We start from the raw sequence: 14,081 nt of genomic DNA, 5'->3' as shown, positions 1-14,081 counted from the left end.
GCGGTGGTGCAGTTCGGGAGCCCGTCGGCCGTCAGCGGCTGCGCGGGTCGAGTGCGTCCCTCAGTCCGTCACCGAGCAGGTTGAAGGCGAGCACGGTGACGAAGATCGCGAGGCCGGGGACGATCATGTACTGGGGGTCGACCTCGTAGTACTTGACCGCCTGGGTGAGCGTGCCGCCCCAGGAGGACTGGGGTGGCTGGATACCGACGCCCAGGAAGCTCAGCGCCGCCTCGAAGAGGATGTTGGAGGGGATCAGCAGCGTCGAGTAGACGATGATCGGCCCCACCAGGTTGGGCAGCAGTTCCCGGAAGAGGATGAACGGCCCGCGCGCGCCCAGTCCGCGGGCCGCGGAGACGAATTCCCGCTCGCGCAGCGACAGCGTCTGCGCACGCACGATCCGGCCCATGTACGGCCAGTTGAAGAAGCCGATCACGAAGATCAGCACCGAGATGTGCAGCGGCAGCCCTTGCAGGCCGAACGCTCCGCCCTGGAGGGAGGCGGAGATCGCGATGGCGAACAGCAGCAGCGGGAAGGCCAGGAAGACGTCCATCATCCGGCTGATGAACGCGTCCACCCGGCCGCGGTAGAAGCCGGCGACGACGCCGAGCACACTGCCGATGGCGACCGACAGCAGCGTCGCGCCGAACGCCACCAGCAGCGACACCCAGGAGCCCTCCAGGATCCGGGCGAGCAGATCGCGGCCGAACTTGGGGTCCACCCCGAGCAGGTGGTCGCCGCTCATCCCGCCGAAGTCCCCTTTGGGGAGCGTGGTGTTGGAGTCGATCAGGTCCGGGTGCGGCAGGTTCGGGTCGAGTCCGAAGAGCGCCTGGAGGGGACGGGAGAGCGCGGCGATCAGGACGAGCAGGACGACGACGACGGCACCCGCCACGGCGACCTTGTCGCGGCGGAAGCGCAGCCAGGCGATCTGACCGAGCGAGCGCCCCTCGATCCGCTTGCTCTCCACGCCCTCCAGCACCGCTTCCGGCTGCGCCTGCGCAGCTGCCCCGGTGGTCTCGATCGGTGCGGTCACGGTGCCCTTGACCCCTCTCGGCCGGCGGTGGCCGGCCGGTGCCCGCCGCGGTAGCGGCCCGGTTTCCCATCACTGACTCTTCCCCCGATGCCAATTCGTCATGACATAAGGGGCGTTCACTCAACGGAAGATCAGAGGTAGTGCGGTGGATCAGAGGTGCTGCGGTGGCGCAAAGATGCTGCGTTGCCGTTCAGAGGTGACGCTCGTACAAGGGACCGAGGCCCTGTGCCGCCGGAGTCTTCATCCGACCGGCGATCACTCACCAGCCCCCGTAGGGAATGGATGCACAACCGTGATCTGAGCCACGACCTTCCGTTATACGAACAACGGTGCGGGCTGACCGGACCGAACGGGGGCGCGAAAGGGGCTTAACTGGCGTACAGGCAGGGGGAATTCAGGCCACGTACGGCAGCCGGTCGCGGCGCCGGGGACGCCCGCCGGCGTCAGTAGGGACGCGGGTATCCGTAACCGTAGGAAGGTCCCGGAGCGGGCGGCTGGGCATAGCCGTCGCGGTCGAAGAAGGGGCGCGCGGACGCCCGCATCCACATGCCGACCGGGTCGTACTCGTCGTTCATCGCGACGGTCGAAACGGGCAGACCATCCGGAACAGCGCCCATCGACTGCTGGATCATCAACCGCACCGAATCCACCGCAGGCTGGCCGGTGTCGTACAGGTCCAGCCCGATCGCCAGATACGGGGCACCGAGGGCGGGCTGCACCCAGGCCCGACGCAACGACCGCACGGCGGGCGTGCGGTGGGCGTTCTGGGCGAGCAGGGCGTAGAACTGCGGGATGTCGACGACCGGTTCGGAGATCCGCAGCGGCCCGGCGGGCAGCCGGTCGAGGCCGCCGGCGATCCGCCGCAGATCGAGCCAGGGGACACCGACACCACCGCCGGGAGCGTGCGGGTTCAGCCACAGCCCCCAGCGGTCGGGGAAGAGGGAGGCGGCGATCTCCGGGCCGGTGACGAGCTCGTGGTCGCGGTTCCAGCCGGAGGCGGCGAGTTCGGCGGCGGAGGTCACGCAGGGGGCGTAGCCCAGCCCGTCGACCTCCATGTTCCCGTACTGGGCGTCGGGCATCCCGGCCCGGCCGTGCCAGAGGAGCATCCAGACCTGGCCCTGGGCGAGCGCGTGCAACAGCGCCTCGTAGGCGTCGTAGCGGCCGGGCGAGACCTGTTGCAGCATCTGCTCGACCTGGCCGGCCGCCGCGGCCCCCTGATGCGCACCCGCGCTCACGTGGTCCCGTCCCTTCTCTCAGCAGGGCACGTGAGGGTGCGCCCGCCCGTCATCCAACCAGCTTACGAGTGGTCCCGAGAGTAGAAGGGCCGCACGCGCTCCAGCATCCGGTCGGCGACCGGATCCCCCTGGGCGATGTCGAGCAGGACGAGCTGTACGGACCAGGGCACCGGCACCGCACCGAGCGCCCGTCCGAGGGCCGTCAGCACCTGCGCGCGGGCGCTGCCGTCGTGCAGCCGCTCGGCGGGCACGTCGAGTTGCACACCGACGAACAGCGCGGGCGTGTCGCCCTCGACACTTGCCAGGGCACGCCGGGCAGTCAGGACAAATCCGGCACCGGAGAACTCCAGTCCGGCCGCGGCGAGGAAGTCCACCGGCTCGTCCTGCCAGTCCGGCTCGAAGAGCCGCACCCGGGCGCCGCTGGGCAGACCGCCGTCCGCCTCCGCGCGCCCGGCACGGCACAGTTCGGCCACCGCGGGCGGCGGCAGCGGGACGCCGACCGTGCCGTCGGGGTTGACCGCGATACCCACCAGCGGCGGCAGCCCGCGGGCGAACTCCCGGGCGGGCGCGACGGTGAAGCTCATATGCGCCCCGGCGACCTTCATGAATTCCTGCTCGGAGCTGAAGACCGGGACGTACGCCGCCCCGGCGATCTCCACGGTCGGCACATCGAGACCGGCCGCCCCGAAGCCGGCGCTCTCCGGGCCGCCGCCCTTGGGCAGCGGCACCCACACCCGGCTGCGGCCCAGCACCTCGACGATCCGGCCGCCCGCCTCCGGATGCCCGACCGATGCGGCCAGCACCTCTTCGAGCTCGTTCGCCGGCCAGGCCAGCTGCGGTATCCCGTGGTCCGGGAAGTCCCCCTGCACCGGAAAGTTCCCCGGATAGTTGTCCGGATAGTCCATGTCACCCACCCATTGCCGACCGCGCCATCTGGCCAAAGACACTAGCGGGAGGCAGGGGAAGGGCCGAAGCCGGAGCCGCACACAGGAGCGAGTCGGGAATCGTCCGTACGCGGCGCCGCCCGCCCGTCAGCCGAAGCTGACCGCCTCCAGCGCGCCGGCCGCCCGGCGGTCCAGCAGCACCGCGGAGCCGAAGCCGTCCGGCAGCCGGTCGTCCTCCGCCCGACCCACCAGCCGCCGTACCGCCCTGCGGTGGCGGGCGAACGCGTACCAGGACACCCCGCGCCCGCGCGCCCGCTGACCGGTCAGCGCCACCTCCGGCGGCACGTCGAGCAGCACCAGGTGCAGCCCCCGGCCGCGGCGCCGGGCCACCCGGGAGATCCAGCGGCGCACCCACGCCAGCGTCCCGCAGTCGTGCACCACCACGCTGCCGCCGGAGCGCAGCGCCCGGCGCAGCGCGAGATAGTGCGCCGCGCGGACCAGCGGGCGGTACAGGCCGTACGGCAGCCGGCGCAGCCGGCCGCCCTCCCAGCGCTCCCGGGCGTCCTGGGAGTCGATGCGGTGCACCGCGGCGCCGCACGCGTCCAGCGGCGGCACCAGGCGCCGCATCAGGGTGCTCTTGCCGCTGCCCGGCAGACCGGAGACCACGACCAGATCGCCGGGCGGGAAGCGGAGTTCGGCGGTGCGGCGGGCCGGGCGGGCGCCCCGGAGGTCGGTGATCCGGGGGCGGCGGCCGGGCCGCGGGGCGGACGGCGGTCGGCGCCGGGTCCCGGAGGCGGCGTCCGCCTGGTCCGCGGGCGCCCTGCCCGAAGTGGCCGCGTATGCCGCTTCCCTGTGCACCGTGATCGCCCCTCCCCGGCCGGTTCCGGCTCCGGTTCGGGACCGGAGCCGCATCCGCAGAGTGTCAAGAAAAGGCAATGTCCCTCAAGGCGAATACCCGATCCGACGAGGTGGCGGGCGCGAGGGTGACGGCGCACCGGGTCGACGGCCACCGGCTGCCGCCGGCGGCGCGGCGGACGCGACGGGTTCCGGCGGCGCGCGGGCGGCCGTGCGGAGCCGGTCGGAACGGGGCGGCGACCAGGGCTCCTTTATCCGGCGATCCCGTGCAATGATGTGGCCGCCACGGGCACACCTCTGGTCACTCGTGCACTGCCAACTCCATACCGGCCGTTTGAACCCGCGCGGGAGAGTCCCCGGCCACCACGGCGGGGCGCCGAAGGAGCAAGTCCTCCCTTGAATCTCTCAGGCCCCTATACCGCGCGGGCGAGGCAGATCTGAAAAGCGAGCCACTGCCCGGTTGCAGGTGCGGCTCCACCCAAGGTGCAAACCGGGTCCGTTCGCGGGATCCCGGTGAACCTCTCAGGTTCCGATGACAGATGGGGAGACCGTCTTGTCACCCATGCCTGGGAGCCCGGAACGATGACTGAAGCCCCCCGCCGCACCGCGCTGGATGCCACCCATCGCGCGCTCGGCGCGACCATGACCGACTTCGCCGGCTGGGACATGCCGCTGCGCTACAGCAGCGAGCGCGACGAGCACGTCGCCGTCCGCACCCGCGCCGGCCTCTTCGACCTCTCCCACATGGGCGAGATCACCGTCACCGGCCCGCGGGCCGCCGACCTCCTCGACTACGCGCTGGTCGGCAACATCGGCGGCGTCGCCACCGGACGGGCCCGCTACACCATGATCTGCGCGCCCGACGGCGGCATCCTCGACGACCTGATCGTCTACCGGCTCGCCGACCAGGAGTACATGGTCGTCGCCAACGCCTCCAACGCCCAGGTGGTGCTGGACGCGCTGACCGAGCGGGCCGGCGGGTTCGACGCCGCGATCCGCGACGACCGCGACGCCTATGCGCTGATCGCGGTGCAGGGCCCGGAGTCCCCCGGCATCCTCAAGGGGCTGACCGACGCCGACCTGGACGGGCTGAAGTACTACGCGGGCCTGCCCGGCAAGGTCGCCGGCGTGGACGCGCTGATCGCCCGCACCGGATACACCGGCGAGGACGGCTTCGAGCTGTTCGTCCGGCCGGCGGACGCGGTCGCCCTCTGGGAGGCGCTGACCGAGGCCGGCGCCTCCGTGGGCCTGGTCCCCTGCGGGCTGTCCTGCCGCGACACCCTGCGCCTGGAGGCCGGCATGCCGCTCTACGGGCACGAGCTGACCTCCGCCACCACGCCGTTCGACGCCGGTCTGGGCCGGGTGGTGAAGTTCGATAAGACCACCAACGGCGGGGACTTCGTGGGCCGCGCCGCGCTGGCGCAGGCGGCCGAGCGCGCCGAGACCGCACCGCCGCGCAAGCTGGTCGGCCTGATCGCCGAGGGCCGCCGGGTGCCGCGCGCCGGATACCCGGTCGTCGCGGCCGACGGCACGGTCATCGGCGAGGTGACCTCGGGGGCGCCCTCCCCCACCCTCGGCAAGCCGATCGCCATCGCGTACGTCGACGCGGCCCACGCCGCGCCGGGCACCGAGGGCGTCCGGGTGGACATCCGTGGCAGCCATGAGCCGTACGAGGTCGTCGCGCTGCCCTTCTACAAGCGGCAGAAGTAGCGGTCGGCCGCCGCCGCAGTAACGGTTCATCGACCGTGGACGCGGCAGCGGTGCGCCGCCGCGCCTCCCACGGCACGACCCGCGCCCCGGCCCCGCCGGGGGCGACCCCCTTCACGACCACACCCCCGCGTACAGGAGAATCGAACCATGGACAACCCCCAGCAGCTGCGCTACAGCAAGGAGCACGAGTGGCTGTCGGCCGCCGAGGACGGCGTCTCGACGGTCGGCATCACCGAGCACGCGGCGAACGCGCTCGGCGACGTCGTCTTCGTGCAGCTCCCGGAGGTCGGCGCCACGGTCACGGCAGGCGAGTCCTGCGGTGAGCTGGAGTCGACCAAGTCGGTCAGCGATCTCTACGCGCCCGTCGACGGCGAGATCACGGAGGTCAACGAGGACGTCGCGAGCGACCCCTCGCTGGTGAACTCCGCCCCGTTCGAAGGCGGTTGGCTGTTCAAGGTGAAGATCACCGGTGAGCCGGAGGACCTGCTCACGGCCGACGAGTACACCGCCTTCACCGCCGGCTGAGCCCGCCCCTGCCGGAGCTTCGCACCCCTCCCGATCCTCCAGGAAGAACTCATGTCGCTTCTCAACAGCTCCCTCCATGAGCTCGACCCCGACGTCGCCGCCGCCGTCGACGCCGAGCTGCACCGCCAGCAGTCCACCCTCGAAATGATCGCCTCGGAGAACTTCGCTCCGGTAGCCGTCATGGAGGCCCAGGGCTCCGTCCTCACCAACAAGTACGCCGAGGGCTACCCCGGCCGCCGCTACTACGGCGGCTGCGAACACGTCGACGTCGTCGAACAGATCGCCATCGACCGCATCAAGGCCCTCTTCGGCGCCGAGGCCGCCAACGTCCAGCCGCACTCCGGCGCACAGGCCAACGCCGCCGCCATGTTCGCGCTGATCAAGCCGGGCGACACCATCCTGGGCCTCAACCTCGCCCACGGTGGACACCTCACCCACGGCATGAAGATCAACTTCAGCGGCAAGCTCTACAACGTCGTCCCCTACCACGTCGACGAGAAGACCAACCTCGTCGACATGGACGAGGTCGAGCGCCTCGCCAAGGAGCACCGCCCCAAGCTCATCGTCGCCGGCTGGTCCGCCTACCCGCGCCAGCTCGACTTCGCCGCCTTCCGCCGTATCGCGGACGAGGTCGGCGCCTACCTCATGGTCGACATGGCCCACTTCGCCGGCCTCGTCGCCGCGGGCCTGCACCCCTCGCCCATCCCCCACGCCCACGTCGTGACCACCACCACCCACAAGACCCTCGGTGGCCCCCGCGGCGGCGTCATCCTCTCCACCGCCGAACTCGCCAAGAAGATCAACTCCGCGGTCTTCCCCGGCCAGCAGGGCGGCCCCCTGGAGCACGTCATCGCCGCCAAGGCCGTCTCCTTCAAGGTCGCCGCCTCGGAGGAGTTCAAGGAGCGCCAGCAGCGCACCCTGGAAGGCGCCAAGATCCTCGCCGAACGTCTCATCCAGGACGACGTCACCGCACACGGCGTCTCCGTCCTGTCCGGCGGCACCGACGTCCACCTCGTCCTGGTCGACCTGCGCGACTCCGAGCTCGACGGTCAGCAGGCCGAGGACCGCCTCCACGAGGTCGGCATCACCGTCAACCGCAACGCCATCCCCAACGACCCCCGCCCCCCGATGATCACCTCCGGCCTGCGCATCGGCACCCCCGCGCTGGCCACCCGCGGCTTCCAGGCCGACGACTTCCGCGAGGTCGCCGACATCATCGCCGAAGCCCTCAAGCCCACCTACGACCGCGACGCCCTCTCGGCCCGGGTCACGGCCCTGGCCGAGAAGTACCCCCTCTACCCGTCCCTGTGACGCGTCTCATGACGTGAGGGCCGGCCCGTTCGCGGGCCGGGACGAAGCGGGCGGCGAGCCCGGGGCCGGCCTTCGGCCCCGGGCTCGTGCCCTGCTGCCCGGATTCCTCCGTTTTTCCCGCTGACATCCGCCCGACGCCTGACGTCCGGCGGCAGCACCGCCCGAGCGGGTTACGCTCGACAGTCGGGACGGAAACACCCCTCCTGCCCGACTTGCTCCACCGTCCACCACGAGCAGACAAAGGAGTCCGCCCCCGTGGCCATCTCCGTCTTCGACCTCTTCTCCATCGGCATCGGCCCCTCCAGCTCGCACACCGTGGGCCCCATGCGCGCCGCCCGGATGTTCGCCGGCCGGCTCAAGAAGGACGGTCTGCTCGCCCAGACGGTCTCCGTACGCGCTGAACTCTTCGGCTCCCTCGGTGCCACCGGCCACGGCCACGGCACCCCCAAGGCCGTCCTCCTCGGCCTCGAAGGCCACTCCCCCCGCACCGTCGACGTGGAAACCGCCGACGACGAGGTGGAGCGCATCCGCACCACCGGCCGGCTGCGCCTCCTCGGCGCCGAGATAGGCACCGCCCACGAGATCGACTTCGACGAGTCCACCCAGCTGATCCTGCACCGCCGCCGCTCGCTGCCGTACCACGCCAACGGCATGACGCTCTTCGCCTACGACGGCACCGGCGCGCCCCTGCTGGAGAAGACCTACTACTCGGTCGGCGGCGGCTTCGTCGTCGACGAGGACGCGGTCGGCGAGGACCGCATCAAGCTCGACGACACCGTTCTGACGCACCCCTTCCGCACCGGCGACGAGCTGCTCCGCCTCGCCCGGCAGACGGGCCTGTCGATCTCCGCGCTGATGCTGGAGAACGAGAAGGCATGGCGGACGGAGGAGGAGATCCGCGCGGGCCTGCTGGAGATCTGGCGGGTCATGCAGGGCTGCGTCGAGCGCGGTATGTCCCGTGAAGGCATCCTGCCGGGCGGGCTGAAGGTCCGCCGCCGGGCCGCCAACGCCGCCCGCGCCCTGCGCACCGAGGGCGACGCCGCCGCCCACGCCATGGAATGGGTCACCCTCTACGCCATGGCCGTCAACGAGGAGAACGCCGCCGGCGGCCGGGTCGTCACCGCCCCCACCAACGGCGCCGCCGGCATCATCCCCGCCGTCCTGCACTACTACACCAACTTCGTCCCCGGCGCCGACGAGGACGGCGTCGTCCGCTTCCTGCTCGCCGCCGGCGCCATCGGCATGCTCTTCAAGGAGAACGCCTCCATCTCCGGCGCCGAGGTCGGCTGCCAGGGCGAAGTCGGCTCCGCCTGCTCCATGGCCGCCGGCGGCCTCGCCGAAGTCCTCGGCGGCACCCCCGAACAGGTCGAGAACGCCGCCGAAATCGGCATGGAACACAACCTCGGCCTCACCTGCGACCCCGTCGGCGGCCTCGTCCAGATCCCCTGCATCGAACGCAACGGCATGGCCTCCGTCAAGGCCGTCACCGCCGCCCGCATGGCCCTCCGCGGCGACGGCCGCCACCACGTCTCCCTCGACAAGGTCATCAAGACCATGAAGGAGACCGGCGCCGACATGAGCGTCAAGTACAAGGAGACCGCCCGCGGCGGGCTCGCGGTGAACATCATCGAGTGCTGAGGGGATGGGCCCTGACCAGCGCTTTTGCATCTTTCAGCGCTGGTCGGGGCCTTTCCTGCCTACGCGGCGGACAGTGCCTGGAGCCTCCCTGTCTGCACGGAGGGCCGGCTGCTCGCCGCTGCCGGCCCGCATGGCCACAAGTGCGCCCTCGACGCCATCGTGACCGCCACCGCACTCGCCTCGCCCGCCCCCGTGACCATCCTGACGTCGGGCCCTGAGGACCTTCACCTGCTGTGCGGCGCCGGCGTCCGCATCACCGAGGTCCGACTCCGCGAGGTTTTGTCCTGTGCGAGACGGGCAAGCGGCACGGCGCCGTACCGGTTGAGGTTTCCCGCACTTCCTCTGCAGCGTGGCGGAACACCCCCGGTTTCTTCCGGATTTCGTCGACCGGGCTCATGGAAGAGCGACAGTTCCGGCCATGCGTCGTTCGCCGCTCGCCGCTGGCATCCGACAGTCGGTTGTCCACCGACAGGCCCTGGGGCTCCACCTTCGAGGGAGTGCTGGACAGCCGGCGCTGGACGGCGGTGGAGCCCCGCGCCCTCAAACGTGCTGAAGAGTTGAATGGTCTCGCGCCGGGCGGCTGATGACCGCACTAATTTTCGACCCATAGTGTTCTGGTTGCCGTTGGGATGCCACCAGGTAATCCCCGGAGCGCCGTCGACCGGATTGGGGACCTGCAGCATGACAGCTCACGATGCAGATGTGATCGGCATTGGGTTCGGCCCGTCCAACATCGCGCTCGCCATCGCCTTGGAAGAGATCTATCCGGACATGAAGGCGCTCTTCCTGGAGGGCCAGAGTTCGGCGGCCTGGCAACCGGGGATGTTGCTGAGCGGCTCCGACATCCAGCATCATCCGGTGCGCGACCTGGTCTCCCCGCGCAACCCCCGAAGCCACTACAGCTTCATCAATCACCTGCACGAAGAGGAACGGCTCTTCGAGTTCCTCAACCTGAACATCCCCTTCCCATTGCGCAAGGACTATGCGCGCTACGTGAAGTGGGCGGCCCGGCAGTTCGACGACCAGGTGAAGTACGGGACCCGGGCGGAAAGCGTCGCACTCCTCCCGGATGGTGGCGTCGAGGTGAGCAGCGCCGACGGTCAGCGCTATCGGGCCCGCTCGGTCGTGGTCGCCACCGGACGCCCCACCCATTTCCCGCCCGCTTTCAAGGCACTCGACGACAGTCGGGTCTTCCATTACACACAGTATCTGGACCGGGTGGACGAGATAGCGGCCCTTCCCGGTGCCCGTATCGCAGTGGTGGGCGGCAGTCAGGGAGCCGCGGAAATATGCCTTGACGCGGCACAGCGCTTCCCGCAGAGCCCCATCAAGAACATCCTACGGGGATTCGGGTACCGGCAGAAGGACCTCAGTCCGTTCCAGGGAGAGGTCTTCTTTCCCGAATTCATCGACTACTACTACGAAGCCTCCCCCACGTCGAAGTCGGCACTGGACCGCCAACTCCGATACACGAACTACTCGGCGGCGGACATTGACGTACTCACCGCGTATCACACGAAGCTGTACGAGCAGCGGCTGGACGGCGAGTACCAGATCCAGCTCCTGCGCAATACGGATGTGGTGAACGCCGAGAGCTCGAAGAGCGGCATCACGTTGGAACTGTTCGAGCAACATCTGGGGGACAAGGGCTCGTTGGAGGTGGACTTCGTCATCGTCGCCACCGGATTCGTCGATCTGACGGACGAGCAGGGCGAGAACTTTCTGCCCCGCGTGCTCTCCCCTGTTCAGCACCTCGTCGACCGCACTCCGTTGCGGCACGCCCGGATCGGCCGCGACTACCGCCTCCAGCCGAGCGCCGGCGACGAGCTGCCGCCCATCTTCCTGAACGGGCTGTGCGAGACCACGCACGGACTGGGCGACGCCGGCTCCTTCAGCCTTGTGTCCCTGCGCGCCGCCGCCATTGCAGACAGCCTGAGCAAGGCCCTCGCGTCCTGACGCGTCCGCCTGCTCGGTGACGCCTCCGGAGAGGAAGCAAGCAATGCACATGCACAGCTGGGATGCGGACGACTTGACGTTCGAGCCCGCCTACAACGTGAAAGCGCAGCGTCTGCCGCGCTTCGACGGTGCGGCTGAGCCGTATGAGGGCGGTGCCTGGGTCGTCGTCCCGCCACACACCACCATGAGCGAGCACGTGAACCCCGACGGGGAGTCGGAACTGTTCTACGTCATCTCCGGTTCCGGGGAGATGGAGGTGGCCGGAGAACGGTCGCGGGTGAAGTTCGGCGACACCATCTTCATTCCACCGCACGAGAAGCATCTGCTGGTGAATGACACGGACGAGCCGTTCGTCTTCCTTTCGCTGTGGTGGGGCGGGCAGCCGTAGTCGAAGCCCTGGAGCAAGAGCCCTGGAGAAACCCGTAAGTCCTCGCGGGATCCAACGCGCCATACAGATCAGGGACAACTAGGAGAAGCAATGCCACAGTTGGCACACGATGGGGATCTGAGCTCGTTCAACAACCTTCTCCAGCCGGACATCCTCTCGGACCCGTATCCTGTGTACGACATGGTCCGCGAGCGGGAACCAGTCTGGTGGAACGAGCACCTCGGATCCTGGTTGCTGCTCGGTCATGACGATGTGCTGGAAGCCCTGAACCACCCGGAGAAACTCTCCTCCGACCGCACCTCGGCCTTTCTGGGCCACCTCAGCGAAAGCGAGGAGAACCGCTTCCGGGAATGGGCCGACATGCGCCGCCGGATGATGCTCTACAACGACCCTCCCCGGCACACCCGGCTGCGCCGCCCGGTCCAGCGGGGAATGAGCGTCAAGCTGTCCAAGCAGATGCGCCCCAAGATCCAGCGAGTCGTGGACGATCTGATCGACGGCGTGATCCAGCGCGGGGAGTGCGACGGAATCCAGGATCTGGGCTATCACCTCCCGGTCATCCTGAATTCGGAGCTCATCGGAATCCCCGCCGAGGACCGGAACAAGGTCAAGGTCTGGACCGCCGACTTCGTCAAGGCGATCAACGCCGGCGGCGCCAACGTCCCGATAGCGGACCTGGAATGCGGACAGAACGCCATCCTCGCCATGCGGGAATATTTCACGGATCTCGCCGCCGTGAAGCGGGCCAACCCCCAGGAAGACCTGCTCTCCGCCCTGGTCCGGCGTGACGGGAATCCGCTGGAGGGCGACGACCTCGTCGCCACCTGCATCGTGGTGATGTTCGCCGGCCTGGAGACGGCCCTCAACCTCATCGGGAACGGCCTGCTCGCCCTGCTGCGCAACCCGGACCAGCTGGAACTGCTGCGCGCGCAGCCCGAGTTGATGCCCTCGGCCGTCGAGGAAATCCTGCGTTTCGACGGCCCCCTGCACCTGGTGGGCCGTATGGCCACCGAGGACATGACGATCAGGGGCCGCGAGATCGGCAAGGGCGACAAGGTGCTGGTGATGCTGGGCGCGGCCAACCGCGACCCGAACGCCTATGAGAACCCGCACAAGCTCGACATCACCCGTGCCGACAACCGGCACCTGTCCTTCAGCCACGGCATCCACTACTGCCCCGGCGCCGAGATCTCCCGCATCATGGGCGAGCTCTCGTTCGCCACGATCCTGCGGCGCATGGGCGGCCTGCGGCTGGGCGCCGGAGAGCTCACGTGGCAGCCCAACCTCTCCTTCCGCGGCCTGAAGACCCTCCCGCTCGAATTCACACCCGGCCCGCGAAAGGCCTCGTGATGCCCGGCACCGCGGATGTCGCCGTCATCGGTGACGGAGCGATCGGCGCGAGCATCGCGTACCACCTGGCAGCCGCGGGCGCGAAGGTCGCGCTGCTGGCCCGTAGCGGCGGCTTCCGGTCCAGCGCGACCCGCCGGTCGGCCGGCCAGGTCCGGATGCACCACAGTGATCCGCACGATGCCCGCCTGGCCGCGCTCGGCCTGGAGACCTTCGAGCACTGGGCGGAGATCATCGGCGGCGACTGCGGGTTCCGGAGGGCGGGCTTCGCCTTTCTCGTCGACGAGGATCATGCCGGCGTACTCGCCCGTACGGTCGCGGAGCTGAAGGGCCTCGGTGTCGAGACCACCGTCCTGACCCCCGACGAACTCGCGGACGAACAGCCGGCCCTCGACCTCGACGGCGTGGCCGCCGTCGCCTACGAGCCGCGCAGCGGTTACGCGGACCCGGTCCGTACGGCGATGGCGCTGACCGAGCAGGCACGTGCCCGCGGCGCCGAGGTACTCACCGGGCCGGGGGGTGTCCGACTGCACCGCACCGGCGACCGGTTCGCCGGTGCCGTCCTCAACGGCGACCTGGTCAGCGCAGAGCACATCGTGGTCGCGGCCGGCGTCGGCTCGGCCGCTCTCTGCGCGGCGGCAGGCGTCGGCCTCGGCACCGCGGACGGCACCGGCGCGCCCCGGGCCCTGGTGCACTCCAAACAGGTCGGCTGGGCCGTGGCGAACACCTCGACGATCCCCTGCGCGGCGTCCCTGTGCATGGTCATCGACGACATCGCCGGGACGTACTTCCGCCCGGACGGCTCCGGCCAGGTGCTGTTCCGTGTCCCCTTGGACGGCAGCCAGGCACCGGGCGACGACACCCGCATACCCCGCCGCTCGGCGGAGGTCGCCGCGGCACGGGCGCTCGCCGCACCCCGGCTCCGCGGCCTCACCGCCGCCGAAGTCACCACGGCCGCCCGCGCCGCCGAGGCCTACACCTCCGACGGCCGTGCGCTCATCGGCCCGCTGGCGCCGCACCCCGGGCTCTACCTCGCCACGGGATTCAACGGCGGCGGATTCAAGGCCGCCCCCGCCGTGGGCCGCGCCGTCGCCGCGGAGCTGCTCTCGGGAGTCGTACGGCCCGAGCTGGATCCGTACCGACCGGACAGATTCGCCGCCGGGGAGCCCGTACCGATCATCCAGCGCTACCGGAATATGTAG

General features: G+C 70.0%; 12 protein-coding genes and 2 riboswitches. Of the genes, 8 read left to right on the top strand and 4 right to left on the bottom strand.

Annotated elements, in window-relative coordinates:
• Positions 1–31: 31 nt before the first annotated feature.
• The 4 genes from IEZ17_RS02485 to IEZ17_RS02470 all read right to left on the bottom strand — a co-directional run bounded on the left by IEZ17_RS02485 (position 32) and on the right by IEZ17_RS02470 (position 4,007).
• Complete coding sequence (locus IEZ17_RS02485; RefSeq protein ID WP_189295823.1) at positions 32–1,030, bottom strand: ABC transporter permease; 999 nt, start codon at positions 1,028–1,030, stop codon at positions 32–34.
• A 443-nt stretch (positions 1,031–1,473) separates the two neighbouring features.
• Positions 1,474–2,265, bottom strand: a complete 792-nt coding sequence (locus IEZ17_RS02480) for an enhanced serine sensitivity protein SseB C-terminal domain-containing protein (RefSeq protein ID WP_229851698.1) — start codon at positions 2,263–2,265, stop codon at positions 1,474–1,476.
• Positions 2,266–2,327: 62 nt separating this feature from the next.
• Positions 2,328–3,170: an enhanced serine sensitivity protein SseB gene (locus IEZ17_RS02475; RefSeq protein ID WP_189295821.1), complete on the bottom strand. Its 843-nt coding sequence runs from the start codon at positions 3,168–3,170 to the stop codon at positions 2,328–2,330.
• Positions 3,171–3,296: 126 nt separating this feature from the next.
• Positions 3,297–4,007 carry an AAA family ATPase gene (locus IEZ17_RS02470; protein WP_189295819.1) on the bottom strand — a complete coding sequence of 237 codons (711 nt, stop codon included), beginning with the start codon at positions 4,005–4,007 and terminating at the stop codon, positions 3,297–3,299.
• Positions 4,008–4,339: 332 nt separating this feature from the next.
• A riboswitch (glycine riboswitch) is annotated at positions 4,340–4,435 on the top strand.
• A riboswitch (glycine riboswitch) is annotated at positions 4,436–4,553 on the top strand. It begins immediately after the preceding riboswitch.
• Between the two features lie 33 nt (positions 4,554–4,586).
• Here IEZ17_RS02470 and gcvT point away from each other — a divergent pair.
• The 8 genes from gcvT (at position 4,587) to IEZ17_RS02430 (ending at position 14,081) form a co-directional block, all read left to right on the top strand.
• A complete protein-coding gene (gene gcvT / locus IEZ17_RS02465) occupies positions 4,587–5,714 on the top strand; it encodes a glycine cleavage system aminomethyltransferase GcvT (RefSeq protein ID WP_189295817.1) in 1,128 nt (375 codons plus the stop codon).
• Between the two features lie 147 nt (positions 5,715–5,861).
• On the top strand, positions 5,862–6,239 hold the full coding sequence (gene gcvH / locus IEZ17_RS02460; protein ID WP_189295815.1) for a glycine cleavage system protein GcvH: 378 nt from the start codon (positions 5,862–5,864) through the stop codon (positions 6,237–6,239).
• 51 nt (positions 6,240–6,290) lie between these two features.
• Complete coding sequence (gene glyA, locus IEZ17_RS02455) at positions 6,291–7,550, top strand: serine hydroxymethyltransferase (RefSeq protein WP_189295813.1); 1,260 nt, start codon at positions 6,291–6,293, stop codon at positions 7,548–7,550.
• 255 nt (positions 7,551–7,805) lie between these two features.
• Complete coding sequence (locus IEZ17_RS02450) at positions 7,806–9,188, top strand: L-serine ammonia-lyase (protein ID WP_189295811.1); 1,383 nt, start codon at positions 7,806–7,808, stop codon at positions 9,186–9,188.
• 681 nt (positions 9,189–9,869) lie between these two features.
• On the top strand, positions 9,870–11,144 hold the full coding sequence (locus IEZ17_RS02445) for a SidA/IucD/PvdA family monooxygenase (RefSeq protein WP_189295809.1): 1,275 nt from the start codon (positions 9,870–9,872) through the stop codon (positions 11,142–11,144).
• A gap of 43 nt (positions 11,145–11,187) precedes the next feature.
• A complete protein-coding gene (locus IEZ17_RS02440; protein WP_189295807.1) occupies positions 11,188–11,532 on the top strand; it encodes a cupin domain-containing protein in 345 nt (114 codons plus the stop codon).
• 90 nt (positions 11,533–11,622) lie between these two features.
• A complete protein-coding gene (locus IEZ17_RS02435; RefSeq protein WP_189295805.1) occupies positions 11,623–12,882 on the top strand; it encodes a cytochrome P450 in 1,260 nt (419 codons plus the stop codon).
• A complete protein-coding gene (locus tag IEZ17_RS02430; protein ID WP_189295803.1) occupies positions 12,882–14,081 on the top strand; it encodes an NAD(P)/FAD-dependent oxidoreductase in 1,200 nt (399 codons plus the stop codon). The genes IEZ17_RS02435 and IEZ17_RS02430 overlap by 1 nt, the downstream gene beginning before the upstream one ends.

Source organism: Streptomyces albospinus, assembly GCF_014648695.1.
Taxonomy (GTDB): domain Bacteria; phylum Actinomycetota; class Actinomycetes; order Streptomycetales; family Streptomycetaceae; genus Streptomyces; species Streptomyces albospinus.
This window is presented reverse-complemented; position numbering and strand designations above follow the sequence as displayed.

Coding starts and splice junctions, on each gene's coding strand:
- gcvH (WP_189295815.1), top strand. CDS start 5,862: ATGGACAACCCCCAGCAGCTGCGCTACAGCAAGGAGCACGAGTGGCTG.
- glyA (WP_189295813.1), top strand. CDS start 6,291: ATGTCGCTTCTCAACAGCTCCCTCCATGAGCTCGACCCCGACGTCGCC.
- IEZ17_RS02430 (WP_189295803.1), top strand. CDS start 12,882: ATGCCCGGCACCGCGGATGTCGCCGTCATCGGTGACGGAGCGATCGGC.
- IEZ17_RS02440 (WP_189295807.1), top strand. CDS start 11,188: ATGCACATGCACAGCTGGGATGCGGACGACTTGACGTTCGAGCCCGCC.
- IEZ17_RS02445 (WP_189295809.1), top strand. CDS start 9,870: ATGACAGCTCACGATGCAGATGTGATCGGCATTGGGTTCGGCCCGTCC.
- IEZ17_RS02475 (WP_189295821.1), bottom strand. CDS start 3,170: ATGGACTATCCGGACAACTATCCGGGGAACTTTCCGGTGCAGGGGGAC.
- IEZ17_RS02435 (WP_189295805.1), top strand. CDS start 11,623: ATGCCACAGTTGGCACACGATGGGGATCTGAGCTCGTTCAACAACCTT.
- gcvT (WP_189295817.1), top strand. CDS start 4,587: ATGACTGAAGCCCCCCGCCGCACCGCGCTGGATGCCACCCATCGCGCG.